The 23,811-nt window shown below is 58.0% G+C and carries 24 protein-coding genes and 1 tRNA gene; 18 read left to right on the forward strand and 7 right to left on the reverse strand.

Annotation, left to right across the window (positions count from 1 at the left end; all coding sequences use genetic code 11):
* The first annotated feature begins 25 nt into the window (after positions 1 to 25).
* The 8 genes from WNZ14_RS13135 (at position 26) to WNZ14_RS13170 (ending at position 7,606) form a co-directional block, all read left to right on the forward strand.
* A complete protein-coding gene (locus WNZ14_RS13135; protein WP_342869098.1) occupies positions 26 to 1,147 on the forward strand; it encodes an ABC transporter ATP-binding protein in 1,122 nt (373 codons plus the stop codon).
* Positions 1,148 to 1,185: 38 nt separating this feature from the next.
* Positions 1,186 to 1,389, forward strand: a complete 204-nt coding sequence (locus tag WNZ14_RS13140; RefSeq protein ID WP_342869099.1) for a twin-arginine translocase TatA/TatE family subunit — start codon at positions 1,186 to 1,188, stop codon at positions 1,387 to 1,389.
* Positions 1,390 to 1,430: 41 nt separating this feature from the next.
* Positions 1,431 to 2,171 (forward strand): Sec-independent protein translocase protein TatB, encoded by a 741-nt coding sequence (gene tatB, locus WNZ14_RS13145; RefSeq protein ID WP_342869100.1) that lies wholly within the window; start codon positions 1,431 to 1,433, stop codon positions 2,169 to 2,171.
* Positions 2,168 to 3,004, forward strand: a complete 837-nt coding sequence (tatC, locus tag WNZ14_RS13150) for a twin-arginine translocase subunit TatC (RefSeq protein ID WP_342869101.1) — start codon at positions 2,168 to 2,170, stop codon at positions 3,002 to 3,004. The genes tatB and tatC overlap by 4 nt, the downstream gene beginning before the upstream one ends.
* An 80-nt stretch (positions 3,005 to 3,084) precedes the next feature.
* Positions 3,085 to 4,368, forward strand: coding sequence for a serine--tRNA ligase (serS, locus tag WNZ14_RS13155; protein ID WP_342869102.1), 1,284 nt, complete (start codon positions 3,085 to 3,087; stop codon positions 4,366 to 4,368).
* Positions 4,369 to 4,393: 25 nt separating this feature from the next.
* On the forward strand, positions 4,394 to 5,152 hold the full coding sequence (gene surE / locus WNZ14_RS13160; RefSeq protein ID WP_342869103.1) for a 5'/3'-nucleotidase SurE: 759 nt from the start codon (positions 4,394 to 4,396) through the stop codon (positions 5,150 to 5,152).
* Positions 5,153 to 5,155: 3 nt separating this feature from the next.
* Complete coding sequence (locus WNZ14_RS13165) at positions 5,156 to 5,809, forward strand: protein-L-isoaspartate(D-aspartate) O-methyltransferase (RefSeq protein WP_342869104.1); 654 nt, start codon at positions 5,156 to 5,158, stop codon at positions 5,807 to 5,809.
* Positions 5,810 to 5,914: 105 nt separating this feature from the next.
* Positions 5,915 to 7,606 (forward strand): peptidoglycan DD-metalloendopeptidase family protein, encoded by a 1,692-nt coding sequence (locus tag WNZ14_RS13170; RefSeq protein WP_342869105.1) that lies wholly within the window; start codon positions 5,915 to 5,917, stop codon positions 7,604 to 7,606.
* 78 nt (positions 7,607 to 7,684) lie between these two features.
* Here WNZ14_RS13170 and WNZ14_RS13175 read toward each other — a convergent pair whose 3' ends face one another.
* Entirely contained in the window at positions 7,685 to 8,554 is an 870-nt protein-coding gene (locus tag WNZ14_RS13175) for an ATP-binding protein (RefSeq protein WP_342869106.1), read from the reverse strand.
* A 301-nt stretch (positions 8,555 to 8,855) separates the two neighbouring features.
* Here WNZ14_RS13175 and yajC point away from each other — a divergent pair, with 301 nt between their 5' ends.
* From yajC to WNZ14_RS13200, 5 genes are all read left to right on the forward strand, one after another.
* A complete protein-coding gene (gene yajC / locus WNZ14_RS13180; protein ID WP_342869107.1) occupies positions 8,856 to 9,185 on the forward strand; it encodes a preprotein translocase subunit YajC in 330 nt (109 codons plus the stop codon).
* Positions 9,186 to 9,279: 94 nt separating this feature from the next.
* On the forward strand, positions 9,280 to 11,850 hold the full coding sequence (gene secDF, locus WNZ14_RS13185; protein WP_342869108.1) for a protein translocase subunit SecDF: 2,571 nt from the start codon (positions 9,280 to 9,282) through the stop codon (positions 11,848 to 11,850).
* Positions 11,851 to 11,853: 3 nt separating this feature from the next.
* Positions 11,854 to 12,240 (forward strand): Mth938-like domain-containing protein, encoded by a 387-nt coding sequence (locus WNZ14_RS13190; RefSeq protein WP_342869109.1) that lies wholly within the window; start codon positions 11,854 to 11,856, stop codon positions 12,238 to 12,240.
* A 5-nt stretch (positions 12,241 to 12,245) separates the two neighbouring features.
* Positions 12,246 to 13,112, forward strand: coding sequence for a phytoene/squalene synthase family protein (locus WNZ14_RS13195; protein ID WP_342869110.1), 867 nt, complete (start codon positions 12,246 to 12,248; stop codon positions 13,110 to 13,112).
* A 145-nt stretch (positions 13,113 to 13,257) separates the two neighbouring features.
* Positions 13,258 to 13,716, forward strand: a complete 459-nt coding sequence (locus WNZ14_RS13200) for a hypothetical protein (RefSeq protein WP_342869111.1) — start codon at positions 13,258 to 13,260, stop codon at positions 13,714 to 13,716.
* A gap of 37 nt (positions 13,717 to 13,753) precedes the next feature.
* Here WNZ14_RS13200 and trmFO read toward each other — a convergent pair whose 3' ends face one another.
* The 4 genes from trmFO to WNZ14_RS13220 all read right to left on the reverse strand — a co-directional run bounded on the left by trmFO (position 13,754) and on the right by WNZ14_RS13220 (position 16,476).
* Entirely contained in the window at positions 13,754 to 15,190 is a 1,437-nt protein-coding gene (gene trmFO / locus WNZ14_RS13205; protein ID WP_342869112.1) for a methylenetetrahydrofolate--tRNA-(uracil(54)-C(5))-methyltransferase (FADH(2)-oxidizing) TrmFO, read from the reverse strand.
* 110 nt (positions 15,191 to 15,300) lie between these two features.
* Positions 15,301 to 15,447, reverse strand: coding sequence for a DUF1127 domain-containing protein (locus tag WNZ14_RS13210; RefSeq protein WP_342869113.1), 147 nt, complete (start codon positions 15,445 to 15,447; stop codon positions 15,301 to 15,303).
* A 321-nt stretch (positions 15,448 to 15,768) separates the two neighbouring features.
* Positions 15,769 to 15,912, reverse strand: coding sequence for a DUF1127 domain-containing protein (locus tag WNZ14_RS13215; RefSeq protein WP_290772570.1), 144 nt, complete (start codon positions 15,910 to 15,912; stop codon positions 15,769 to 15,771).
* A 423-nt stretch (positions 15,913 to 16,335) separates the two neighbouring features.
* A complete protein-coding gene (locus WNZ14_RS13220; protein ID WP_342869114.1) occupies positions 16,336 to 16,476 on the reverse strand; it encodes a DUF1127 domain-containing protein in 141 nt (46 codons plus the stop codon).
* 269 nt (positions 16,477 to 16,745) lie between these two features.
* Here WNZ14_RS13220 and WNZ14_RS13225 point away from each other — a divergent pair, with 269 nt between their 5' ends.
* The 5 genes from WNZ14_RS13225 to WNZ14_RS13245 all read left to right on the forward strand — a co-directional run bounded on the left by WNZ14_RS13225 (position 16,746) and on the right by WNZ14_RS13245 (position 22,075).
* Positions 16,746 to 17,858, forward strand: a complete 1,113-nt coding sequence (locus tag WNZ14_RS13225) for a DUF2157 domain-containing protein (protein ID WP_342869115.1) — start codon at positions 16,746 to 16,748, stop codon at positions 17,856 to 17,858.
* Positions 17,855 to 18,463 carry a GDYXXLXY domain-containing protein gene (locus tag WNZ14_RS13230; protein WP_342869116.1) on the forward strand — a complete coding sequence of 203 codons (609 nt, stop codon included), beginning with the start codon at positions 17,855 to 17,857 and terminating at the stop codon, positions 18,461 to 18,463. Before WNZ14_RS13225 ends, WNZ14_RS13230 begins: the two co-directional genes overlap by 4 nt.
* Before the next feature lie 150 nt (positions 18,464 to 18,613).
* Positions 18,614 to 18,698: transfer RNA gene (locus WNZ14_RS13235), tRNA-Leu, on the forward strand.
* 180 nt (positions 18,699 to 18,878) lie between these two features.
* A complete protein-coding gene (gene tig, locus WNZ14_RS13240) occupies positions 18,879 to 20,300 on the forward strand; it encodes a trigger factor (RefSeq protein ID WP_342869117.1) in 1,422 nt (473 codons plus the stop codon).
* A 197-nt stretch (positions 20,301 to 20,497) separates the two neighbouring features.
* Positions 20,498 to 22,075 carry a cryptochrome/photolyase family protein gene (locus tag WNZ14_RS13245; RefSeq protein WP_342869118.1) on the forward strand — a complete coding sequence of 526 codons (1,578 nt, stop codon included), beginning with the start codon at positions 20,498 to 20,500 and terminating at the stop codon, positions 22,073 to 22,075.
* Here WNZ14_RS13245 and radC read toward each other — a convergent pair.
* Positions 22,072 to 22,881: a DNA repair protein RadC gene (gene radC, locus WNZ14_RS13250; protein ID WP_342869119.1), complete on the reverse strand. Its 810-nt coding sequence runs from the start codon at positions 22,879 to 22,881 to the stop codon at positions 22,072 to 22,074. The genes WNZ14_RS13245 and radC overlap by 4 nt on opposite strands.
* 65 nt (positions 22,882 to 22,946) lie before the next feature.
* Positions 22,947 to 23,774, reverse strand: a complete 828-nt coding sequence (map, locus tag WNZ14_RS13255) for a type I methionyl aminopeptidase (RefSeq protein WP_342869120.1) — start codon at positions 23,772 to 23,774, stop codon at positions 22,947 to 22,949.
* Between the last annotated feature and the right edge of the window lie 37 nt (positions 23,775 to 23,811).

A 23,811-nucleotide genomic window follows, 5' to 3' on the forward strand; every position in this document is an offset into this window, starting at 1 on the left:
GTTCCGGAGTGCTCCGGGACAGTTGATGTCGACTACAAGGGTTCCGACCATCGTTACACAGCAGACAAGAACGGCGATCGCACGCAGGACTGCCGGTGTCACCTTCGCCGCGCGACTTGCATTTGAAGATGTTCACCATGCCTATGGCGATCAACCAACGCTGCGGGGCGTAACGCTCGCAGCGGAGCCGGGCGAGGTCTTGTGCCTGCTTGGTCCGTCGGGTTCCGGGAAAACAACGCTTTTGCGGATTGCTGCTGGGATCGAGCCTTTGGGTAGTGGTCGGCTGCTGCTCAATGACCGCGAGATTGCCGGGCCTGACATCAACCTGCCGCCCGAGCGCCGCGGCATCGGCCTGATGTTTCAGGATTTTGCGCTGTTTCCGCATCTGACGATCATCGACAATGTCCGGTTCGGTCTGACGGCCCTGTCATCTTCTGATGCCAAGCGGGAAGCGCTGGCAGCGCTCGACCGTGTCGGTATGGTGCACTACGCCCAAAACTATCCTCATTCGCTTTCAGGCGGCGAACAGCAGCGCGTGGCGCTTGCCCGTGCACTGGCGCCGCGTCCCGCGGTGCTGTTGATGGATGAGCCGTTTTCCGGTCTTGATTCCCGGTTGAAGGACAGCGTCAGGGCTGAAACGCTGGCAATTTTGCGCGAGGCGCGGGCCACAGCCATTGTGGTGACTCACGACGCCGAGGAAGCCATGCGGATGGGCGACAGGATTGCCTTGCTGAAGGATGGTGCGCTTGAGCAGGTCGGTACGGCTGAAGATCTCTATCACCGGCCAGCCAATCTTTTTGCCGCTGGTTTCTTCTCGGAAATCAATGTGTTTGAGAGCACCGTTTCCGGCGAATATGCGCAAACCCCGCTGGGGCCGGTCGAGGCGCAGGGTTTTAGAGATGGTGCTAACGTCTCGATTGCAATAAGGCTTCCGGGCGTTGAAGTTACGGAAACGCCTTGTGGTGTGTCGGCACGGATTGTGGCGCGGAGATTTCTCGGTGTGGAGGAATTGGTGACAGTTGTGGTTGCGGGTGGCGAAAACCCGATTGACGCGCGCATTCGCGCAGGTCAATTGAGGGCTGGAGTCCGTGATGTTTCGGTAACTGTCAACGCGCGTGACATTTTGGTGTTTGAAAGAAACGGATAAACACCCTAAATCAGGGTAGGTGCATACAGGAGAGTATCATGGGTTCATTCAGCATTTGGCATTGGCTAATCGTTCTGGTCGTCGTTCTGCTTCTTTTCGGTCGCGGCAAGATTCCGGAACTGATGGGCGACGTTGCCAAGGGAATCAAGAGCTTCAAGAAGGGCATGGGCGAGGATGAATCCGCTCCTGTCGAAACAAAGACAGTCGAAAGCAAGGCTGAAGAAGCCAAGGATCGCGGCTGACATCCCAATCCCGTTACCCTGACGGGTGAGGAGACGTCTGAATGTTCGACATCGGTTGGCCAGAGCTTCTGGTCGTCGCCATTGTGCTGATTGTCGTGGTTGGTCCCAAGGACCTGCCACCCATGCTGCGTGCCTTCGGGCGAACAACCAAGAAACTTCGAGCCATGGCTTCGGAGTTTCGCGGTCAGTTCGATGATGCGTTGCGTGAGGCGGAACTGGACGACGTCAAGAAGACGTTTGACAGCGCCCGCAAGCTCAATCCGATGCAGAGCATTCGCGATGCCGTAAATCCGCTCAAGGATACGGCGAGGGACATCAAGTCGGATCTGGAAAAATCGGTAAAGACTCCATCTTCGCCGGCGGAAGAGCCGCCGAAGATGGCTGCTCCTGAGCCGACGATGAAGCTTTCTGATGGACCGCCTGATTTCAAGGCGGAAGTGCCAGTGGCAAAAACGGCTGACGCTTCGGACAAGACTGAAGCCAAGCCAGCGGTCGCTGACACGACCGGTTCAAAGCCGGCCGCGGCCAAAGCAAGCAAGGCCGGCAAGGCACAGGCTTCCGCAAAGACAAAACCAGCCGCATCAACACCGGCAGCTTCAAAGGCTGCAGCGGCGCCAAAGTCTGCCGCTGCGAAACCTGCCGCAGCCAAGCCTGCGGCTTCAAAATCTGCCGCAAAAGCCACAACAGCATCAAGTTCCAAGCCAAAGGCGCCTGCAAAGCCGGCGTCGGCCAAAAGTGCGCCTCGCGCCAAAAAACCTAAGCAAGGCGAGGGCCAGGCGTGACCGACGACATCGATGACAAGCCGCAGCCGCTTCTGACGCACCTGCTGGAGCTGCGCAATCGGCTTATGTGGGCTATTGGTGCCTTCTTCGTGGCATTTCTGTTGTGTTTCTCGTTTGCGAAACCGCTGTTCAATCTTCTGGTCCTGCCATTTACATGGGCCGTCCATTGGGCCGGCATGACGGATCGCAAGATCGAGTTGATCTACACCGCGCCGCAGGAGTTCTTCTTCACGCAGATCAAGATCGGCATGTTTGGCGGCCTGGTGCTGGCGTTCCCAGTGATCGCGGCTCAGGTCTACAAGTTCGTGGCGCCGGGGCTTTACAAGAACGAGCGCGGAGCCTTTCTCCCGTTCCTTGTTGCCTCGCCTCTCTTGTTCATGCTCGGTGCGGCGCTGGTCTACTTCTTTTTCACCCCGATGGTGATGTGGTTCTTCCTGTCGATGGAACAGACAGGCGGTACCGGTGAAGCGTCGATCATGCTGCTGCCCAAGGTGTCCGAGTATCTCGGGCTGATCATGACACTGATCTTTGCCTTTGGTCTGGTGTTCCAGCTGCCTGTGGTGACCACGCTGTTGGCGAGGGTGGGACTGGTTTCCAGCCAAGGCCTCGCGGACAAGCGAAAATATGCCATCGTTGCAGCCTTCATCGCCGCAGCCGTGCTGACACCACCCGATCCGGTCTCCCAGATCGGGCTTGCGCTGCCAACCATCCTTCTTTACGAGATTGCCATCTATTGCGCCCGACTCGTGGAGCGCCAGCGCGCCGCGAGAGCGGCCATGGCGGAAGCCGATGAAGCATCGGCGGCAGCCTCTGATCCCGAAGGGGACGCCTGAGCTCCGGATTGATGTTGTGCCGTGCCGTCTGACGGCACGGTTGCGGGTTTGGCGCTGCCAATCGAGTACCGGAACCTGCCATGCTTGACATCAAATGGATACGTGAGAACCCTGAAGCTCTTGACGCGGCGCTTGCAAAGCGCGGAGCGGCAGCGCAGTCGGCACAGCTGATTGCGCTTGATGAAGCGCGCCGCAGTCATGTGGGTGCGCTTCAGGCCTTGCAGGAGCGCCGCAATGCGGCTTCCAAGGAAATCGGCAAGGCGATGGCCGCAAAGGACCAGGCTGGAGCTGACAGTCTGAAAGCTGAAGTTGCGACCATCAAGGACGAGCTTCAGGCCGGCGAGGCGAAAGAGCGCGAGCTTGACGAAGCGCTCAAGCATGCCTTGTCAGTGCTGCCCAATATCCCGCTTGATGAAGTGCCGGTCGGCAAGGACGAGAGCGATAACGTGGAGGTTCGGGTGTCGGGCTCCAAGCCGGATCTCGGTTTCGAGACTAAAGAACACTTTGAACTCGGCGAAGCGTTGGGGATGATGGACTTCGAACGTGCGGCCAAAATGTCTGGCTCACGGTTCACCATCCTGTCAGGTGGGCTGGCGCGGCTCGAACGCGCGCTTGGCCAGTACATGCTTGATCTTCATACCGGTGAGCATGGCTATACCGAGGTCAATCCGCCACTCATGGTCAATGACGCTGCGGCTTACGGCACAGACAAGCTGCCCAAATTTGACGACGATCTTTTCCGCACCACGGATGGCCGTTGGCTGATCCCAACTGCGGAAGTGCCACTGACCTATATGGCTGCGGGCGAAATCATTCCGGAAGAAGAATTGCCCAAACGCTATGTGGCGCAAACGGCCTGCTTCCGCTCTGAAGCCGGTTCTGCCGGCCGCGATACCCGCGGGATGCTGCGTCAGCATCAGTTCACCAAGGTTGAACTGGTCTCAGTGACCACTCCGGAAACCTCGCTTGACGAGCATGAGCGGATGACCGCGAGTGCCGAAGCCGTGCTCAAGGGTTTGGGCCTTCATTTCCGCACCATCGTGCTTTGCACAGGCGACATGGGGTTTGGCGCGCGCAAGACATATGACATCGAAGTGTGGCTGCCGGGGCAGGAAGCCTATCGCGAGATTTCGTCCTGTTCCGTGTGCGGTGATTTCCAGGCGCGCCGGATGAATGCACGCTGCCGCAAGGCGGGAGACAAGAACACGCGCTTTGTTCATACCCTGAACGGGTCCGGCGTGGCGGTTGGCCGCGCACTGATTGCAGTCATGGAAAATTATCAGAACGCCGACGGGTCCATTACCGTGCCCGACGTGCTTCGGCCCTACATGGGCGGGATCACGAAAATCGAAAAGGCGGCGTAACGCATTTATTTCAGGAGAGCAGGCAATGCGTATTCTCATCACCAATGACGACGGCATCCACGCCGAGGGGCTGGAGGTGCTTGAGCGCATCGCACGGACGCTTTCAGACGATGTCTGGATTGTCGCGCCTGAAACCGATCAGAGCGGTCTGGCACATTCTCTCACCTTGTCTGAGCCACTTCGGCTGCGAAAGGTTCGCGAAAAGACCTATGCCCTGCGCGGGACGCCGACGGACTGCGTCATCATGGCGATCAAGAGCCTGATGGACAAGGCACCGGATCTGGTGCTTTCGGGGGTGAATTCGGGGCAGAATGTTGCCGATGACGTGACCTATTCGGGCACGGTGGCAGGTGCGATGGAAGGCACGCTGCTGGGTGTCCGGTCGATCGCCATCAGTCAGGCCTATAATTTTGTAAACGGCAGGATTGTGCCCTGGGATGTGGTTGAGGCGCTTGCGCCTGATTTGCTCAAGAAGCTTGTCGAGATAGACCTTCCCGCGGGCACGCTGCTCAATGTCAATTTCCCCAATTGCCCGGTCGATGAGGTCAAGGGCGTTGTCGTGACCGATCAGGGGCAGATGACACACGGGCTTTCGATCGAGGAACGCCACGACGGGCGCGGCTTTCCCTATTTCTGGCTGAAGTTCGGCCGCCGTGATTTTTCTCCGGAAGCCAACAGTGACATCAAGGCCATTTCCAACGGATATATTTCGGTGACACCGTTGAAGTTGGATTTGACCAATCATGCGGTCCAGGAGCAGATCAGCAAAGCACTGGAAGACTGACCGATGAACGTGCGGCTGGCGGAAAAAGAGGGCTTCGCCGGACTTTTTCTGCGTCTCAGGGCGGAGGGGCTGGCAGACAAGGCGCTGTTGACAGCACTTGAGCAAACGCCGCGAACCGTTTTCCTGTCGGCCGCCTACTCCGATGCCGCCTATCAGGATCGGCTTGTGCCGATCGACTGTGGTGGTTTTGCCGAGAGTGCTGATCTTGTTGCAAGGCTGCTTGCAGCCTTGAGCATCGAGCCTGGTCACCGTGTTCTTGATCTGGGTACCGGGAGTGGTTTTCTGGCGGCGGTTGCGGCCCGGCTGGCCGAGCGGGTGGTGACGATCGACCGGTACAAGACACTTGTCCAGCTTGCGCAGCAGCGCTTTGGCCACCTCGGGCTCGGCAATGTCGTGTCGCGGCAGGCAGACGGGCTCAAGGGCATGAACGGGGAGGGCAGCTTCGACCGGATCATCGCAACCTGCGCTTTTGACGGCAACCCGCGCCAGTTTGTCGACCAGCTTGGATCCGGCGGCGTGATGCTGGCGCCAATCCTGCAGGAAGGCGGCCGGGCAAAAATGGCTCGGCTGACGAAAATTGGCAGCCGTTTTGAACGCGAAGATCTGTTTGAGGTTCCTTACCGAGCCTTCATCCCGGGTATAGCTGCGGCGCTTTAGGCTGGAAATTGCCACAAAAGCGGCCAATTCCCCCGGCCTTAACCGATGAGTAACACTAACGCGCTTTAATCATCACAATTGGTTTTGCGTTGATTGGGTAGTGTTATGCGTCTCAGACAGACTGTCGTTTCCGGCACATCGGTAACTCGTTTGCTCGGTGTTGCGCTCTTGGCGGGCTCCGCTGCAGCGTGCAGTTCGGATGCCAGCCGTTTTTCCTATCAAAATACCGACGGGTTGACGACGGCTTCTGTGCCGCAGCCATCTTCCGACAGGCTGGCGCCGATGGCTGCTGTGGGCGGCAATCAGCTCCCGCAGGGCTATCCTCAAGCTCAAGCCTATCCGCAGGCGGCAAGCTCAAACCAGCGAGGTTTCCCTCAGGCCCCGTCTTCGGTTTCGCAGGCCTTCCCGGGAGATTACCGCTCGTCGCCGCAGGGATATGACCCCACGTCGACCGGTTCCATACCGGGTTCTGTTGCGCGGTCAGCGTCGTCCTCTTCCAATCTGATCAACAACGGCGGAGCGACGGTTGCACGCAAGGCACTGCCATCGGCCCAGCCGGTCATGGAGCCAATGAACCGTCCAGTGGCCCAGGCCCCGCAGTCGCAGGCTTTTCCGGAACGGCCGCAGCAATTGTCGTCGGCAGTGCCGGTGAGTGCACGTTTCAAGGACGCTGAGCCCGTACTGGCACCTGATCCGATCGTCACTGGTACAGCGCCTCAGAGCGCAGGCTGGACCACCACAGGTGCAACACGCATCACGCTTGGTGAAGGCGAGACGATCTACAATCTTTCCAAGCGCTACGGTGTTCCTGCGAGCGAAATCATGAAGGCGAACGGCATTGCCGATGCCTCGCGGGTGTCGAGCGGAAAGCAGTTGCTGATTCCGATCTATGTCTATTCGCGCCAGGCGCCGGTTTCTGCTCCTGACAACAACCCCAAGACACGGTCCGCCAATTCGAGCTCCGGTCAGGTTGGCGAGGTCAAGCACGACAGGTTGCCCGTGCCGGGACAAGCGCCCGTTCGCGAGGTGGCGGTGCTGCCAAGTGCGCCTTCATTGCGGAACCCCGGCAGTGCTTCTGTCGCCAATGGCGCTGTTTCGGGGACGGCATCTAGCTCAGGCGAGGGCGCCAGCGGCGTTTATGTCGTCAAGAGCGGGGATACGCTGAGCAAGATCGCCCGCAATCATGGTGTCAGCGTTGATACGTTGAAATCGGCCAATGATCTGACGGCATCCAACATCAGGATTGGGCAGACACTGACCATTCCTGGGGCGGCTGGATCGAAACTCAACCCGTCTTCGACCGCTTCGGTCAATAACTCGTCGTCACCCAAGGCCTATACGCCGCCGGTGAATGTGGCTGGGGACAGTGTTGCAGCAAAGACCAAGGGCGACACCGCTTCTGTTGCACCAGCCGCTACGGGGATCGACAAGTTTCGTTGGCCGGCACGCGGACAGGTTATTACCGGCTTTGCCAAGACAGAGAACGGCAAGCGCAATGACGGTATCGATATTTCAATGCCGACTGGAACGCCGGTCAAGGCTGCCGAGAATGGCGTTGTCATCTACTCCGGCGATGGCCTGAAGGAATACGGAAAGACTGTTCTGATCCGGCACGACGACGGCCTGGTCACGGTCTACGCCCATGCCGACAAGCTCAATGTCAATCGCGGCGACAAGGTGGCGCGCGGTCAGGTGATTGCAAGTTCCGGAATGACCGGCGTAGCAAAGACACCGCGGCTGCACTTTGAAGTGCGCAAGAACGCATCGCCGGTCGATCCGACAAAATATCTCGAGTAAACGCCCCTCCAGGCGAAAGCGGAAAAGGCCGGCACTTCATCAGTGTCGGCCTTTTTCGGTTTCAGCATTGATAGCTGATTAAAGCTTGTGGCCGCTGCGTCCAGCGAGATCCTGGATAAATTGCCAGGCGACGCGGCCTGAGCGGGCGCCACGGGTGGTTGACCATTCGAGCGCCTGTGCTTGCAATTCGTCCGGTGCGATTTTCAGTTCGAAGTGCTCGGCATATCCAGAGATCATCTCAAGGTACTCGTCCTGAGAGCATTTGTGGAATCCAAGCCACAATCCGAAGCGATCGGACAGCGAGACTTTCTCCTCCACCGATTCACTCGGATTGATCGCCGTGGAGCGCTCGTTTTCGATCATGTCGCGCGGCAGCAGGTGGCGCCGGTTTGATGTTGCGTAAAGCACCACGTTTTCTGGTCTGCCTTCAATGCCGCCGTCGAGCGCCGCCTTGAGGGATTTGTAGGCGGTGTCATCATGGTCGAAAGACAAATCATCACAGAACAGGATGAAGCGTGAATGCGCCGGTCTGAGGATCGCCATCAGTTCGGGCAGCGAATTGATGTCCTCGCGGTGGATTTCGATCAGTTTCAACGGTGCGATCGTCTCTGCTTCGGCGGCCAGTTCCGCGTGCGCAGATTTGACCAGGGATGATTTGCCCATGCCGCGCGCGCCCCACAACAGAACATTGTTGGCTGGCAGGCCGCGGGCGAAGCGGCGGGTGTTGTCGACCAGGATATCGCGCACGTGATCGACGCCCTTGATCAGGTCTATGCCGATCCGGTTTGGTTTTCCGACCGGTGCAAGATGGTGCTCGTCCGCGTTCCAGACAAAACAATCGGCAGCATCGAAGTCATTTTCTGCGCGGGCTTTGGGCGCCAGTGATTCCACGGCCCGGGCAAGCCGGGTGAGTTCTGCGAGAATGTGTTGGGCGGTTTCGTCTTGCATTCGGTTATCCCGTCACCTGATCGATGGGGCGTGATGAGGCGGGCACATTGAACGACACGTGCATGGCTCAGTTCGTGGCCCCGTAAGGTTGATTTTCCTCCGCGCCGACGGAAAATCAACCGGGCGCAGCGTCTCCAGATGCGGGTAGCACGGCGTGCAGATGCCGAAAAGCGGTTTTGGGCAGGATTTCAGGTGGGCAGAGCCCATGTTTGCGTTGCAATCGCCTATCTTGCCACTATATTCCGCTCGAATGCTGGAGGCCTGGTGACGGGCCCTACGCCATATCTTCAAGGAGTTTTTCATGTTTGTTACCCCGGCCTATGCCCAGTCCCCATTTGGTGGCGGCGGCAGCGAGATCCTGATGTCGATCCTGCCCTTCCTGCTGATCTTCGTGATCATGTATTTCCTCATCATCCGTCCGCAGCGGACCCAGATGAAAAAGCGCGAGGAAATGCTCAAGAACGTGAGGCGTGGTGATCAGGTCGTGACGGGTGGCGGCATGATTGCAAAGGTCACCAAGGTGATCGACGACGCCGAACTGGAAGTAGAGATTGCCGATGGCGTCAAGGTTCGCCTGGTTCGCAGCCTGATTGCCGATGTTCGCGTCAAGGGCGAGCCTGTCAAGGAATAGCCGCAAACTGCGGACAGGACATAGCGCCTGTCCGCGTTTTTGCGTTCCTTATCACCTCACCCTTTTTCGTCCCCGAGGATGAACCGAGAGCCCCATGCTTTATTTCTCCCGTTGGAAGACCACTCTCATCTGGCTTGCTGTGTTTGCCAGCGTGGTGTTCGCGTTCCCGAACCTTCTGAGCCAACAGCAGGCAGATAACCTGCCGGACTGGGCGCCTTCGAAGAAAATGACCCTCGGGCTCGATTTGCAGGGCGGTTCCTACATGCTTCTGCAGGTGGACCGTCAGGACATTATCAAGGACCGGTTGACTACATCGGTTGATGATGTGCGGCGTCTGTTGCGCGAGGCGGGGATTGGGTACACGGGATTGTCAGGCACCGGCCAGATGGTTCAGGTCCGCATTCGCGATGAGGCAAAGGTCGAGGAAGCCAAGACAATTCTTGACGAGCTTTCGCAGCCGGTCAATTCAGGGCTGTTTGGCGGCGGGACGGTGTCGGAAGCGACCATCGAGGAGACCCAACCGGGTCAATTGCGCATACTCCTGACCGACGACGGTATCACCTATCGTGTCTCGTCGGCCGTGGCGCAATCAATCGAGGTGGTGCGCAAGCGTATTGACGAACTGGGAACGACCGAGCCGATCATCCAGCGGCAGGGTGTTGATCGTATTCTGGTTCAGGTTCCCGGGCTTGATGACCCGGAGCGGTTGAAAAACCTTCTCAACCAGACCGCAAAGCTCGCCTTCCGTATGGTGGATACGACCATGCCGGTGCAGGAAGCCATTCAGGGGCGTCCGCCGGCAAACTCCGAAGTTCTTTATACAACCGATGATCCGCCGGTGCCTTATCTGGTTCAGCGCTCGGTTCTGGTGTCGGGCGAAAATCTCGTCGATGCACAGGCCGGCTATGATCAGCGCACCAATGAACCGATTGTCAGTTTCAGGTTTGATTCCAAGGGTGGACAGCGTTTCGGCCAGGCGACCACGCAGAATGTCGGCTTGCCTTTTGCCATCGTGCTGGATGAGCAGGTTGTCTCGGCACCTGTTATCCGTGAACCCATTCTTGGTGGCACAGGTCAGATTTCCGGCAATTTCGATGTTCAGAGTGCCAACGATCTTGCGATCCTGCTGCGCGCGGGCGCTTTGCCGGCCACATTGACAGTGATTGAAGAACGTACGGTCGGTCCCGGCCTTGGCGCGGACTCGGTTGCTGCGGGCGAAATTGCCGGCATCATCGGCGCGATATTGGTTCTGGTGTTCATGTTCGTGGCCTACGGCATGCTCGGCTTCATCGCCAATCTGGCGCTGATCGCAAACGTGATCATGATCATTGCGGTTCTCACGCTTCTGGGGGCAACACTGACTTTGCCCGGCATTGCCGGCATCGTGCTGACTGTCGGGATGGCGGTCGACTCCAACGTACTGATCTACGAGCGCATTCGTGAGGAGCACCGGTCAGGACGTTCTCTGATCCAGGCGATTGATGCCGGTTTCAGCAAGGCTTTTGCCACCATTCTTGATGCCAACGTGACCACGCTGATTGCGGCCGTCATTCTGTTTTATCTCGGCACCGGTCCGGTCCGTGGCTTTGCCGTGACGCTTGCTGTCGGTATTGCCACCACGGTGTTCACCGCATTCACCTTCACACGCTGGATGGTGGCGGAATGGGTTCGTCGCAGGCGCCCCAAGTCCATGCCGAAGGGCGCGCTTGATGCGATCATTCGTGATTTCAACTTCCGCTTCATGAAGCTGCGCCGGTTCACTTTCGTGGCCTCGGCGATCCTGTCACTGGCCGCGATGGGCCTGTTTGCCACGATCAACATGAATTACGGCATCGATTTCAAGGGCGGATCGATGATCGAGGTTCAGGCCAAGGACGGAAACGCCGACGTCGGCGATATTCGTGCGCGGCTGTCGGAACTCAATCTTGGTGACATCCAGGCGCAGGAATTCGGGTCTCCACGTGAAGTCCTGATCCGGGTGCAGGCTCAGGGCGGTGGCGAGAATGCCGAGCAAACCGTTATCACGCTGGTGCGCGGTGAACTCGAAGGCGACTACGATATCCGCCGTGTCGAAGTTGTCGGGCCTACTGTTTCGGGTGAATTGGCTCAGGCCGGCACCATTGCGGTCATTGCCTCGTTGCTGGCTATCCTGGTCTATATCTGGTTCCGGTTCGAATGGCAGTTCGCGCTTGGTGCGATTATCGCAACCGTGCATGACGTGGTGCTGACGATCGGCATTTTCGTGGTGTCGGGAATCGAGTTCAACCTCTCGAGTATTGCGGCGGTGCTGACAATCGTCGGCTACTCGCTCAACGATACGGTTGTGGTCTACGACCGTGTTCGCGAGAACCTCAGGCGATACAAGAAGATGCCGCTGACGGGTCTGCTTGATCTGTCGATCAACCAGATGTTGCCACGGACCATTCTGACATCGTTGACAACGCTTCTGGCACTTCTCGCCCTGTTCATCTTTGGTGGAGAGGTCATCCGGTCGTTCACGTTCGCCATGATCTTCGGTGTGGTGGTCGGCACCTATTCATCGATCTTCATTGCGGCACCGGTTCTGATCCTGTTCAAGCTCCGCGCGGCCACTTTCCGTGTTGGAATGGACACCGAGGACGACGCGGAAGTTGCGCCCGAGGGTGCGGACCAGAGCAGGGCCTGACGCATGGCCTCAGGCATCGAAATCCGCGCTGCACATTTTCCCGGTCGGGCCCCCATTGATGCTTATGGCAATGGCGGGTTCCGATTCGCGGACATGTCGCACCGCGGCTCGATCCTGTGCCTGCCTTCAGGCGTGCATGGCTGGGATGTCATCGATGATCAGCCGCTGACAATGGACCTGTTTCAGCGCGTTCTGGCTGAAACCAAGGATATCGAGTTCCTGCTGGTCGGCACCGGCATGTCGATCCGGCCGCTGCCCGCCGATCTCAAAGCGGCATTGCGGGCTGCAAATGTGTCTTCGGACCCGATGAGCACCGGAGCTGCAGTGCGAACCTACAATGTGATGCTCGCCGAATCCCGGGCTGTTGCTGCCGCCCTGATCGCCGTCTGAGCGTGATGACGGTTTCAGCCACGCTGACTGTAGACACCCGCTCACAATTGCTTGCCGCCCTGCGCGAAGCGGACATGGATCGCTATCTGGCGCTCCTGCTGATGCCGGAGGGCGTGAGAGACGATCTTCTCGCACTGTTTCTGTTCAATGCCGAAATCGCGGCCATTCGCGACAGGGTTCGTGAACCGCTTCCGGGAGAAGTGCGGCTTCAGTGGTGGCGGGATGTGCTGTCGGGAGAGCGGAACGAGGAGGCGAGAGCCCATCCGGTGGCGTCGCTTCTGGTTGAGGTGATTGAGCGCCGCGCGATGCCGGTTGATCCGCTGCTTGCCATGTGCGACGCGCGGGTCTTTGATCTCTATGACGATCCGATGCCGGACCGGACAAGCTACGAGGGCTATGCTGGCGAGACAGCGTCATCGCTCTTGCAGATGTCGGCGTTCCTGATCGTTCCGGCAGCGTCTTCGACGACTGCCACAGCCAGCGGGCATGCAGGTGTCGCTCAGGCGGTTGCCGGGCATCTGATGCTGCTGCCGATCTCGCAAGCCAGGGGCCAGGTGTTTATTCCCGGAGATCTGCTCTCTGCCACCGGTCTCGACCGGACTGGTGTGCTGGCCAATGACAGCCCTGAACGGATGGCTGTTGCGGTGCGTGCCTTTGCCGGGTTTGGCCGTGAGCATCTGGACAAGGCGCGATCAGCCTATCAACAGGTTCCAAGTGTGGTCATGCCGGCCTATCTCCCGGTTGCGCTTGTCGAACCGGTTCTCAAGCGTGCCGAGAAGATTGGCGCTGATTGCTTCACGACTTCGGTTCGTCTGCCGCAATGGCGCAGACAGCTTCAGCTGTGGCGAGCGGCACGTCGCGGCACTATCTGATATATTCATGTCCGTACAGGTTGCCTGGCGCATCCAAAACGGCTTCGCGCAAGCCTGTTGTGGTGCGTTGCTGCAGGTCCGCAGCATGCGCGGCATAATCACACAACGTTGACGCGGTCGGGATCTACGTCAGTCGGAGGAACAGATGCATCTTGGAGCCTTGATTGTTATCGCCGCCTTTGCGGTCATACTGGTGATTGGCCTGATTCAATATACCGGTAGGTCCCGCCAGAAGAACGGTCGCGATCATGGCGAAGTTATCCTGGAGTTCGCCCGCGCCTATCCGGGCGAAGCGATCCGCTCGGTGACCATCACCAAGGACGGCAATGCAAGCTTCCTGAGGCTTGCCGACGGCAAGACCGGCTTCATTCAGAACATGGGCCGTCACAATGTGGCGCGTCTGATTCTGCCTGGCGATGTAGGCGTGCAGCCGATTGAAAATCCGCCGGGCTTGCGGATCGAGTTCCATGAATCATCGCTCAAGGGCGGAGACTATGTGTTTGATTCGGCTGAAGACGCAGCCGAGGTTTCGCTCTGGCTCTGCGGCAGTTTTGCACTGGCCAGCCCGGAATTCGAAAAACCGGGCGGCGACGGAGACGCCTGAGCTCAAGCACTAGATCGATTCGACCGGATTGGCGTCCTTATTCAGCAGCCTGCTGAACTTCGGTCTCTCCCAGCCACATGGCAAAATCACCAAGCGCCCTGCGTGCCATGGCCTGTTTCTTTGCCTTTGCCTTGTCCTTGCCGCGGAACCGACCGCCGCCTTCTGGGCGGATGATGGCACCGGGCTCAAGCGGCGGGAACAGGCCGAAATTGACGTTCATGGGCTGGAACGAGCGTTTGCCTGGTTCATCGTTGCTCAGGATGTGACCACCGGTAATGTGATTGAGCAGCGCTCCGAACGCCGAGGTCAACGGTGGCGGCGCGAGGTCTTCGCCGAGGCTTTCTGCTGCAGCAAAGCGTCCGGCGAGAAGGCCCATCGCGGCACTTTCGACATAGCCTTCGCAGCCAGTGATCTGTCCGGCAAACCTGAGGCCTGGCCTGCTCTTGAGGTGCAGCGTTCCATCAAGGAATTTTGGTGAATTCAGATAGGTGTTGCGGTGAAGGCCGCCGAGCCGTGCAAATTCTGCATCCTGCAGGCCGGGAATCATCCGGATGATGTCGGCCTGGGCGCCGTATTTCAATTTCGTCTGGAAGCCGACCATGTTGTAAAGTGTGCCGAGCGCATTGTCCTGGCGCAGCTGGACCACGGCGTAAGCCTTGATGTCGGGCTGGTGGGCATTGGTCAGGCCCATCGGCTTCATAGGGCCGTGACGCAAGGTTTCGCGTCCACGTTCGGCCATGATCTCGATTGGCAGGCAGCCATCGAAATAGGGCGTTCCTTCCCATTCCTTGAAGCCGGTTGTGTCGCCGGCAATCAGCGCGTCGACAAAGGCCTCGTACTGATCCTTGTCCATCGGGCAGTTGATGTAGTCCTTGCCGGTGCCGCCGGGGCCGACCTTGTCATAGCGCGACTGGAACCAGCAGATCGACATGTCGATCGAGTCGGTATGAATGATCGGGGCGATGGCGTCGAAAAAGGCGAGCGCATCCTGCCCGGTCTCCGCGCTGATGGCCTCTGCAAGCCCTGGAGCGGTCAGCGGACCTGTGGCGATGATGGTCTGCCCCCATTCTGCCGGAGGAAGCCCGGTGACTTCCTCGCGCGAAATGGTGATCAGCGGCTCGGCTTCAATCGCATCGGTTACGGACTGGGCAAAGCCCTCACGGTCAACAGCGAGCGCACCGCCGGCCGGAACCTGGTGGCTGTCGGCGCAGGACATGATGAGCGAGCCTGCCAAACGCATTTCAGCGTGAATGACGCCGACCGCATTGTTTTCCGCGTCATCCGAACGGAAGGAATTCGAGCACACCAGTTCGGCGAGACTGTCGGTCTTGTGGGCTTCAGTGCCACGCACCGGTCGCATCTCGTGCAGGACCACAGGCAAGCCGCGCCGGGCGATCTGCCAGGCTGCTTCGGAGCCTGCGAGGCCGCCGCCGATGACATGGATGGGGGAGTTGGAATAATTGGTCTTGGTCATAACGTCCGTTTACCACGGGCGCGATCCCGTCTCAAAGATGTTTTGTGTGAGACCACAAACGAAAACGGCGCCCCGAGGGACGCCGTAACGAACGGTCATGACAAAAGTGATTAGCGGGTACGAAGGCCGCGAGCCACGTTGTCGATGTCGAAACGGGTCAGGCCGATGTCAGCCAGGGTTTCGTTGGAGAGGTTTGCGAGCTCCTGTGCAGTCTGGCGGGTCTTCATCCAGGTGCGTGCTTTGCTGAAGAATTTCATCGTCGTTTTCCTTCGGTGCGCCCGTCCCGGGCGGTGATGTCGTTTTACTCAATCTGATGCCCTTCATATAGGCGATTGCCACTCAATTGTGCAGAGCAATATTCACAGACCAGATATGCGCGCCCGGAATGGCTGGATTATCAAAATATCAATATTTGTCTGTGCTGATTATTTAAGCATGGGCGGGGCGGTAAAATGATCGTCGGCCGGGCTACTCACCTCTACCGTCATCGAAAGCCAGAAACAGAAACAGCGCCCTGTTTCCAGGGCGCCGTTTGAATGACCGGTCGATTGGCCGGGCAGTATTTTTTGTCTTGTGTCTTACTGGCCGGGACGGCGAGCAACGAACGGGATGTCGCCGCGCGAGATACCCAGGTCATTGAGTTCGCGTTCTGACATGCGCGACAGTTCGTTGACGGTGTTGCGGTAGTCGCGCCAGTCTTTGTAAGCCTTACGGAAGTTCATGGTGTAGTCCTCTCATTGGGGCGCTGAAATCTGATCAGTGCGCCGTGTTTCGTTGATCCTGATATAGGTGCCTACAATCGATTTGTGCAGTGCAATAAATTGCAAAGGAGCCATGCGATTTGCGCAACGCGCCTTAACGAATCCTTGCTAAGGGTCTCGGATTTGCAAAGGTCTGCAGGTTTGATGCTTTGCGGTCGTCCTGATGAGCGGCGACGCTATGGCAGAGCACAAATGGTTTTGGTGATTTCCATCCCGGAGGTGTCCATGATCGATGGACAAAGCCCAAAAAATAACGCTCACCGGGGGAGGAGGATCCGGTGAGCGTCATTTTGGGAGACTGATGCTCGGGAGGAGGATGAACACCAGTCACATCGAAGCGGCTTTTTGGGAGGAGGAGGAGGCCGCTCCGAATTCTATAAACTCTTACAAGGCGCGCCGAGCGGCGAATGGGATGTCGCCCCGTGTCATGCCGATGTCACTCAACTCGCGCTCAGAAAGCCTGTTCAGCTCGACGCATGTTTCGCGATATTTCCGCCAGCTGGTATAGGAGTGGATCAGTTTCATCGAAGATCGTCCTCTTTGCTGCCGTTGTCCGGTTCACCACCGTGGCGTTCCGATGTTTTGAATATAGGGGCATTCAATCGATTTGTGCAGTGCAATATTCTCATGGAAGCTATTCCGGAAACGCATAGCTGGGGTGTATTCTTCTGAATTTTGCCTGATAGCTGTGCAACGCAAGCATGATTGGAGGCAAACTGCTCGTTATGTCGCCGTTGTTGGCTCGCGCGGTTGATGTAATCTGCAAACTGGCTCGTTCAAGGAAGAATCGTTTCATGTTCCGTAGATACCTGGCCCGAGAGATTGACCAGTGGACGAAGGCAGGGTTGCTGAAGCCCGGGCAGGGTGACGTTCTGCTGTCAGATCATGATCGTCGCCACACCGGTTTCAGCCTCTCCAGCGTTCTGGCTGTTCTTGCTGCGGTCCTGCTGGGTGCCGCGGTGATAGCGCTGATTGCTGCGAACTGGGAAGGCATTGCCCGACCGGCGCGGGTGCTGATGATTTTTGTCTTCATAGCCGGAGGTTTGACGGCTGCGGCGCTGGCTTTGCGCAAAAACGCATACTGGATCCTGGAGGCAGCGCTTGTGTTCACGCTGCTTTGTTATGGGGCAGGGATAGCGCTGGTTGGTCAAATGTATCATCTCAGTGGCGATGAAACGGCCTTCATGTTGGCCTGGACCATCGGCGCGCTGGTCGTTTCACTGGCATTTTCATCGGCAACGGCGGCGATCAGTGCGGGGCTTTTGGGCATTGGATATCTTATCGCCGAATCGTCGCTTTTTGGATCAGGCTATGCAGATGTGTTCGATATTTCGGCCTATGCGACGGCTCTTTCCGTAGTGGTCCTGATCGGGGTGTCGGCGGGGCGAACGCGATCAATAATCGCCGGGCACCTGTGCGCGCTGATGCTTGTCGGCTGGGTGATGTGGGTTGTTGATGAAACGACAGATGTCGATCCCGGCTACATTCTTGCCGTGACGGGTGCCGTTGCGTTCGCCATTGGATCGAAGGTCCCGCCGGCTATCGCGAACGCCCTTGAACGTCATGGGGTTGTGTCAGCCTATGGCGCAGTGCTGTTTCTTGGTGGCGTTGGTCTGATCCAGATCGATCTCGTGACGACCAGTCTTGCGGCTGAAATGGCGTTCGCAGGTTTCATACTTCTGGTCAGTGTCGCCATTCTCGCCATTGCCGGTCGGGAAAACCGTTTGATTCGCCGCTTTGCCTATTTCGCCTTTGCCTGCGAGACAATCTACGTAGTAGGCGAAACCCTTGGCTCGCTGTTAGGCAGTTCCGGTTTCCTTTTTCTGGGCGGCCTGGTGCTGGCAGTCATCGCCTTCGCGGTGATGAAAATTGAAAAACGGTTCAAGACAGTGGGGGAGCCCTCATGATCGGCCTGGATCAGACGCTTCGCCGTCAACTCAGTCCGGTGATTGCCGCCATTGTTTGCGCAGTGGTGCTGTTAGGCACTCTTATGTTAATGATCGGGCAGCGAGCCGCGATCCTGCGTGATGGTGCCGAGATCATTCTGAAGACGGCTCCGGTCGACCCGCGTGACCTGATGCGCGGTGATTATGTCAGGCTGCAATATGAAGGCATCTCGTTGGTGGAAAGTGCACTTCTTAGTGAGAGCTGGCCGGAGAAGAACAGCTATGGGCCGCTGTGGCTGACGCTTGAGCCCGGAGAAGATGGATTGGCCGAGGTCAAATCGGTCAGCCTGGAAAGACCCTCGCCGGCGAACCCGAATGCGGTTTATCTCAAAAGCAGGCCGGTGATGCTTTACGGTGTTGATCATCCGCGGTCAGGGAGTAGGAGCCTGTCGTTGCGTTTCGGCATCGAGCGCTATTATGTTCCGGAGGGCGAGGGGCTCGAGATCGAGAAGGCGCGGAACGCCCGCCGGACGACCGTTGCAATTCGTGTGTCGAAGGATGGCGAGCCGCAAATCGCCAGGCTGATGATCGACGGCGAGACACTTTATAATGAGCCACTTTACTGAATAGCCGGCTTCAAATTGGCGCTACAGCGTACAGGGAGCTAAAAACCGTGAGGCATAAGGTGATTTTTCCTTTGATCGCTGCCAAACGGGTGATATAGAGCGACCGCGTTCAGGGTCGCCTCGCGCGAGCGTGGTTTTGCGGCCCTAAGAGCGGGTATGGTGAAATTGGTAGACACGCCAGATTTAGGTTCTGGTGCCGTAAGGCGTGGGAGTTCAAGTCTCTCTACCCGCACCAAATTACAGTCCGGTCCGATTGCCACATGGCATTGGATGGCAGGGCGAGCACGAAGGGCGTTCAGTCGGTTGATCCGGTCTGGGGCTTACAATGAAGAAAGCCACAAGCGACGCCGGAAAACCGGCCCAGTCGCGGGGCCAACCCGAACGGTCGCAGTCGCGAGGAAATGAAGGTTTGAACATGCAGGTTACTGAAACGCTTGCCGAAGGGCTGAAGCGCGAATTGAAGATTGTCGTTCCCGTTGCGGAAATGGCATCGCAGCTCAATGAGAAGCTTGCCGAAGCCAAGGGCAAGATGCGGATCAACGGTTTCCGCCCCGGCAAAGTGCCGCTCTCGCACCTCAAGAAGGTGTATGGCAAATCGATCATGGCGCAGCTGGTCAATGAAATGATCCAGGAAAAGCCGGCGTCGATTCTGGCCGAGCGTGGCGAACGATCCGCCACACAGCCTGAGATCACGATGACCGAAGACGAGAAGGAAGCCGATCAGATCCTTAGCGGAGCGGCCGATTTCGAATTCACCATGGCTTATGAAGTGATCCCGGCTTTCGACATCGCTGACATGTCTAACGTCAAGGTTGTCCGTGAAGTTGTCGACGTGCCTGCCGAGGAAGTCGAAGAGCAGGTGCTTCGCGTTGCTGAAAACAGCCGCACATTCGAGCCCAAGAAGGGCAAGGCGGCCGATGGTGACAAGGTGACGATCGATTACCTTGGCAAGGTCGATGGCGAGCCTTTCGAAGGTGGAGCAGATCAGGACGCCGAGCTGGTCATCGGCTCGAACCGGTTCATTCCAGGTTTCGAAGAGCAGCTGATCGGCCTCAAGGAAGGCGACGAGAAGGTGATCACGGTCACATTCCCGGCCGACTATCAGGCTGCCCATCTTGCCGGCAAGGAAGCCACCTTCGACATCACGGTAAAGGCGATTGCCGCACCGGGCGCGCTGGAAATCAATGACGAGCTGGCAAAGACGCTGGGCCTTGATTCAGCCGACAAGCTGCGCGAAATCGTCCGCTCGCAGATCGAAGATCAGTATGGTCAGGTGACACGCCAGAAGCTGAAGCGTCAGATCCTTGACCAGCTTGATGAAGCGCACAAGTTCGACACACCTTCAAAGCTGGTCGACGCAGAGTTCGAAAGCATCTGGCGTCAGATCAATCAGGAACTGTCGGATAACGGCAAGACCTTTGCTGACGAGGACACCACCGAGGAAGCCGCTCGCGAAGAGTATCGTACTCTTGCCGAACGCCGCGTTCGTCTCGGGCTGGTGCTGTCGAAGGTCGGTGAAGAAGCCGGCATTCAGGTCAGCGACGAAGAACTGCAGCGCTCGCTGTTCGAACAGGTTCGCAAGTTCCCGGGCCAGGAACAGGAAATCTACGAATATTTCCAGAAGACTCCCGGCGCTGTCGCCTCGCTGCGTGCTCCAATCTTTGAAGAAAAGACCATTGACCACCTGATGACCGTTATTGATGTGACGGACAAGTCGGTGACCAAGGACGAGCTGATGGCCGATGACGAAGCCGAGGCTTCGGAAAAGCCTGCGGCAAAGAAAAAGGCGCCTGCCAAGAAGAAGGCTGCCAAAAAGGACGACGCGGCTTCAGAATAAGCCTGGTCCGATCCAGATTGTTGAAAACGCCGGGGCATTGCTCCGGCGTTTTTGCGTTTGGCCCCCGGACGTGAGACCGGGTTCCACGGAAGGCTGAAACAGCTAGGCTTCAGCCCAATCCATATCTCTTGTGAAACCGTAGACAGGGCGAGCCGCAGCACAGAGCTGGCGGAGCAGAAATTTTCGCCGGAGGCCCCATGTCAAACGAGAGAGTGTTGCGATTTGTGCTGGGGGACCAATTGTCCCGCGATATTTCCAGCCTGAATGATGCGCGGCCGGGCAGTGACGTCATCTTCATGGCTGAGGTGATGCAGGAAGCCACTTCGGTGCGGCACCACAAGAAAAAGATCGCCTTCGTGTTCTCGGCGATGCGGCATTTTGCCGATGCCTTGCGAAAAGAGGGCTTTGAGGTCGATTACCTGCATCTTGATGCGGAGGGGAACCCCGGCGACTTCGGACGTGCTCTGGCAGCCGCAGTCGAGCGCAACGGGCCGAGCCGTGTGGTCATGACCGAGCCGTCCGAGCTGCGGGTGCTTGAAGCGGCGGAGACATGGCGGGAGGAACTCGACGTCGATCTCGATATTCTTGCCGATACCCGCTTTCTTGCGAGTCATGAGGATTTTGTCAGCTGGGCGACGACCGATAGCGGTCGTCAGCCTAAAACGCTGCGGATGGAATATTTCTACCGCGAGATGCGCCGCAGCACCGGTTATCTGATGACAGATGGCGAGCCTGAAGGTGGGCAGTGGAACTACGATTCGGATAACCGAAAGGCTCTTCCGGATTCGGTCTCTATCCCCAAGCGCCCCGAATATACACCCGACAGCATCAGTCGGGAGGTAATGGAGCTGGTTGCCAACCGGTTTGGAGATCATTTCGGTGATCTTGAACCGTTCGACTACCCGGTCACGCGCGATGACGCCCTTGCCTATCTCGACTGGTTCAGTGCCGAGGCGCTTCCAGGGTTTGGTGACTGGCAGGACGCCATGAAGCAGGGGGAGCCGCTGCTTTTTCACAGTCACCTGTCGCCGCTGATCAATTGCGGTCTGCTCGGACCACGGGAATGCTGCGACAGGGCTGAGAGGGCTTACAGGGAGGGGCAGGCGCCGCTCAATGCGGTCGAGGGCTTTATCCGCCAGATCATCGGGTGGCGCGAGTTTGTTCGCGGGGTCTACTGGATGAAGATGCCGGACTATGGCGAAGCGAATGCGCTGGATGCGATGCGGCCATTGCCAGGCTTTTTCTGGACCGCTGAGACGTCGATGAATTGCCTCAGCCAGGCAATCTCGGAAACCCGCACGAACGCTTACGCCCACCACATACAGCGGCTGATGATCATCGGCAATTTCTGTCTGATCGCAGGGCTTGATCCGCGTCAGGTTCAGGAGTGGTTTCTCATCGTCTATTCCGACGCCTATGAATGGGTGGAAATGCCCAATGTGGTTGGCATGGCGCTGTTTGCGGATGGCGGCTTTGTTGCGTCCAAGCCCTATGCCGCTTCGGGTGCCTATATCAACAAGATGAGCGATTATTGCGCCTCCTGCAAATTCGATGTGAAGCAGAAGGGCGGCGAAAAGGCTTGTCCGTTCAATTACCTGTACTGGAGTTTCCTGTCGGAGAACGAAACGACCCTGCGGAAGAATCATCGCATGGGGCTGATCATGGGATCGCTTGGCAAGATGACGGACGAGCGGCTTGAAGAGGTGCGGGCCGATTCCCAGCGGTTTCTTGGCAGCGAGGAAATGAAGGGCTGGGACAACGGACCACCCGGCTAGATCAGCTTCAGCCCCTTCAGGCTGGCGTGACCGTCCTTGCCGATAATGATGTGGTCATGAACGGTAATGCCCAAAGGCTTGGCCGTGTCGATGATCAGTTTGGTCATCTCGATGTCCGCGCGTGACGGGGTTGGATCGCCTGACGGGTGATTGTGCACGAGAATGATCGCAGTGGCAGAGAGTTCGAGCGCCCGTTTGACCACTTCGCGCGGATAGACCGGGGTATGATCGACGGTGCCGGTTTGCTGAACTTCGTCAGCGATCAATGCGTTTTTCTTGTCGAGGAACAGCACGCGGAATTGTTCGCGTGCCTCAAATGCCATAGCCGCCCGGCAATACTCGATGACGGATGTCCAAGAGGCCAAGACCTGGCGGCCCTTGAGTTCGCCCTTGAGCATGCGGTGGGCAATGGAGGCGACAAGCTTGAGATCGGTGGCGACGCTTTCTCCGACGCCTTTGACTTCAGTGAGCAGATTGGCAGGCGCTCCAAGCACCTCTGGAAGCGATCCAAACCTTGCCAGCAGCGCCTTGGCGATAGGTTTGGTATCCCTGCGGGGAATCAGCCTGAACAGCAGCAGTTCAAGCAGTTCGTAATCGGCCAGCGCCCGGTCGCCGCTGTCGCGGAAACGCTGACGCAACCGGTCGCGATGGCCATGGAAATGTTCGTCCGCGCTTACGGATGTGGTTGCGGGATTGGCATCAAGTGCACGGCCCTTGGCCTTGCCCTGACGGCTTTCGGCGAAATAATCGCGTTCGTCTTGCTGCGCGTCGGTTTCGTTCGCATCGACTGATCCGTCGCCGTCCATGCCTTGCTCATTCAGACCCTTTTCATTCGGGCCCTTTGCAATTGGACTTGGGCGACGGCCTGATGTCATGCAGGCAAACCGGGTCGGTCCAGCCCGGCAGGAGAGAGGGTGAAGATCTCGCACCCGGTCTCGGTGACCCCAATCGTGTGCTCATATTGCGCGGTCAGGGAGCGATCCCGGGTAACAGCCGTCCATCCATCCGAGAGCACTTTGACATGCGGCCGGCCGAGGTTGATCATCGGTTCGATGGTGAAGATCATGCCGGGACGCATCTCTGGGCCTTCGTTGGCGCGGCCATAATGCAGGATGTTGGGCGCGTCGTGAAACAGCTTGCCCACGCCGTGACCACAGAAGTCGCGGACAACAGAACAACGTTCGGCTTCGGCGTATGTCTGGATTGCTTCGCCAATGGCGCCGGTGCGCACGCCGGGTTTGACAGCTTCGATACCGAGCATCAGGGTCTTGTGGGTAATTTCAAGCAGCCGCTCTGCTGCGCGCTTGATCTCGCCGACCGGATACATCCGGCTCGAATCGCCATGCCAGCCATCAAACACGTAGGTCACATCGATATTGACGATTTCGCCTTCGCGCAGCGGCTTGTCATTGGGGATGCCGTGACACACCACGTGGTTGATCGATGTGCAGCAGGATTTGGTGTAGCCGCGATAGTTCAATGTTGCAGGCAGGGCACCGTGATCTTTGCCGAACTCGTACACAAACCGGTCGATTTCGTTGGTGGTGACGCCTGGGGCCACGCGAGAGGCGAGTTCATCCAGGCAGCGTGCGGTGAGCTGGCAGGCCTTTCGCATGCCCTCAAAACCTTCCGCGCCATACAACCGGATCTGGCCGGTGTTTTTCATCGGGGCCGATGCGGCGTCAATATAGGTAACCATGTCAGGCTCGCTTTGTCTTGTTCCGTCCGGCATGGCC

The sequence above is a fragment of the Hoeflea sp. AS60 genome, assembly GCF_038900115.1.
In the GTDB taxonomy this organism is placed as follows: domain Bacteria; phylum Pseudomonadota; class Alphaproteobacteria; order Rhizobiales; family Rhizobiaceae; genus Hoeflea.

Coding starts and splice junctions, on each gene's coding strand:
- WNZ14_RS13165 (WP_342869104.1), top strand. CDS start 5,156: ATGAACGTGCGGCTGGCGGAAAAAGAGGGCTTCGCCGGACTTTTTCTG.
- tig (WP_342869117.1), top strand. CDS start 18,879: ATGCAGGTTACTGAAACGCTTGCCGAAGGGCTGAAGCGCGAATTGAAG.
- WNZ14_RS13175 (WP_342869106.1), bottom strand. CDS start 8,554: ATGCAAGACGAAACCGCCCAACACATTCTCGCAGAACTCACCCGGCTT.
- yajC (WP_342869107.1), top strand. CDS start 8,856: ATGTTTGTTACCCCGGCCTATGCCCAGTCCCCATTTGGTGGCGGCGGC.
- WNZ14_RS13170 (WP_342869105.1), top strand. CDS start 5,915: ATGCGTCTCAGACAGACTGTCGTTTCCGGCACATCGGTAACTCGTTTG.
- WNZ14_RS13230 (WP_342869116.1), top strand. CDS start 17,855: ATGATCGGCCTGGATCAGACGCTTCGCCGTCAACTCAGTCCGGTGATT.
- map (WP_342869120.1), bottom strand. CDS start 23,774: ATGGTTACCTATATTGACGCCGCATCGGCCCCGATGAAAAACACCGGC.
- WNZ14_RS13140 (WP_342869099.1), top strand. CDS start 1,186: ATGGGTTCATTCAGCATTTGGCATTGGCTAATCGTTCTGGTCGTCGTT.
- WNZ14_RS13135 (WP_342869098.1), top strand. CDS start 26: ATGTCGACTACAAGGGTTCCGACCATCGTTACACAGCAGACAAGAACG.
- WNZ14_RS13190 (WP_342869109.1), top strand. CDS start 11,854: ATGGCCTCAGGCATCGAAATCCGCGCTGCACATTTTCCCGGTCGGGCC.
- secDF (WP_342869108.1), top strand. CDS start 9,280: ATGCTTTATTTCTCCCGTTGGAAGACCACTCTCATCTGGCTTGCTGTG.
- WNZ14_RS13215 (WP_290772570.1), bottom strand. CDS start 15,912: ATGAACTTCCGTAAGGCTTACAAAGACTGGCGCGACTACCGCAACACC.
- radC (WP_342869119.1), bottom strand. CDS start 22,881: ATGGACGGCGACGGATCAGTCGATGCGAACGAAACCGACGCGCAGCAA.
- tatB (WP_342869100.1), top strand. CDS start 1,431: ATGTTCGACATCGGTTGGCCAGAGCTTCTGGTCGTCGCCATTGTGCTG.
- WNZ14_RS13210 (WP_342869113.1), bottom strand. CDS start 15,447: ATGAAATTCTTCAGCAAAGCACGCACCTGGATGAAGACCCGCCAGACT.
- serS (WP_342869102.1), top strand. CDS start 3,085: ATGCTTGACATCAAATGGATACGTGAGAACCCTGAAGCTCTTGACGCG.
- surE (WP_342869103.1), top strand. CDS start 4,394: ATGCGTATTCTCATCACCAATGACGACGGCATCCACGCCGAGGGGCTG.
- WNZ14_RS13225 (WP_342869115.1), top strand. CDS start 16,746: ATGTTCCGTAGATACCTGGCCCGAGAGATTGACCAGTGGACGAAGGCA.
- WNZ14_RS13220 (WP_342869114.1), bottom strand. CDS start 16,476: ATGAAACTGATCCACTCCTATACCAGCTGGCGGAAATATCGCGAAACA.
- WNZ14_RS13245 (WP_342869118.1), top strand. CDS start 20,498: ATGTCAAACGAGAGAGTGTTGCGATTTGTGCTGGGGGACCAATTGTCC.
- trmFO (WP_342869112.1), bottom strand. CDS start 15,190: ATGACCAAGACCAATTATTCCAACTCCCCCATCCATGTCATCGGCGGC.
- WNZ14_RS13200 (WP_342869111.1), top strand. CDS start 13,258: ATGCATCTTGGAGCCTTGATTGTTATCGCCGCCTTTGCGGTCATACTG.
- WNZ14_RS13195 (WP_342869110.1), top strand. CDS start 12,246: ATGACGGTTTCAGCCACGCTGACTGTAGACACCCGCTCACAATTGCTT.